The organism is Pantoea sp. R102 (assembly GCF_004916815.1).
GTDB classification, from domain to species: domain Bacteria; phylum Pseudomonadota; class Gammaproteobacteria; order Enterobacterales; family Enterobacteriaceae; genus Pantoea; species Pantoea dispersa.
The window spans coordinates 1-1,012 of record NZ_SDFT01000302.1 but is presented as its reverse complement, the minus strand read 5'-3'; the positions used below and the strand labels follow the sequence as shown (position 1 = coordinate 1,012).

The window sequence follows — 1,012 nt, the reverse complement described above, 5'->3', positions numbered from 1 at the left end:
CTGGTAGCTGCCATCGGCGTTCGGCGTAACCTGCCCGACTACCACGGCATCAATACCCAGTGCGCTCCACGCGGCAGGCTGTACTTCCTGTGCGCTGGTCGGCTGCTGTGGCAGACGAGAACGATCCAGCGGGTTGAATTTACCGCTGTTACGTAAGTCTGCTGCGACGATGCCACCAATATCTTCAGGTGCAGCGCCCGGACCGGCCCACTGGAACGGCACCACACCAATTGGGCGCGCGGTGTTCACGCCCTGCGTAATTTCAATGCGTACTTCCGCGTGCAGCATCGCTGCCCACAGCAGTACAAAAAAACCTAAGGTTACACGAAGTGCCTGCTTCATCTTATCTCCCTTATCTGAACCTGAGTTCATGATAATTCGCACAGTTCCTGAAAAAACACGAGTACTCATAGAGTACGGCAAGCTAACCTTAGTTCAACCTGCCGTACGTTACTGCATTATTCTGGTTTGAAACGCATCGGTGCGTTCTTAAACACTTCATATACTGCCTGCGAAGGCGGCTTCGGAATGCGTGCCTGCTTCGCTGCGGTAATCGCCGCCTGACACAGCGCCGGATCGCCGCCTTCAGCTTTCACGTCAATCAGCAAACCATCCGGTGCCAGTTTAATCCGCAGATCGCAGCTTTTACCGCGATACAGATCGGCATCGTAGAAGCGGCTTTGAATCGCACTGGTAATCTGTCCCAGATACGCATTCACTTCAGCACCTGAGGCACCCGCCTTCTTCTGATTGCCCTGACCTGCCGCCGCGCCACCACCGGAAGCGGCGCCGCTTTTCGGCGCATTCTTACCGGAAGAGAGACCGCCTAACAGATCATCCACATCGCTCTCGTTCTTCGCCGCTTCGGCAGCCGCTTTCTTCTTCGCATCGGCGGCCGCTTTAGCTTTCGCCGCCGCATCCGCTTTGGCTTTGGCTGCTGCCTCAGCTTTCGCTTTGGCTTCGGCGGCCGCTTTCTCTTTCGCGGCTTCCGCAGCTTTCTCTTTGGCTTCCT

General features: G+C 56.3%; 1 protein-coding gene and 1 pseudogene. Both read right to left on the bottom strand.

Translation table 11 applies throughout. The features are described 5' to 3' along the window. Positions 1-342: pseudogene (gene tolB / locus ERD80_RS22180) on the bottom strand (Tol-Pal system protein TolB); the annotation flags it as partial. A 116-nt stretch (positions 343-458) separates the two neighbouring features. After that, on the bottom strand, positions 459-1,012 hold a 554-nt coding region (gene tolA, locus ERD80_RS22175; RefSeq protein ID WP_136548579.1), incomplete at its 5' end, for a cell envelope integrity protein TolA.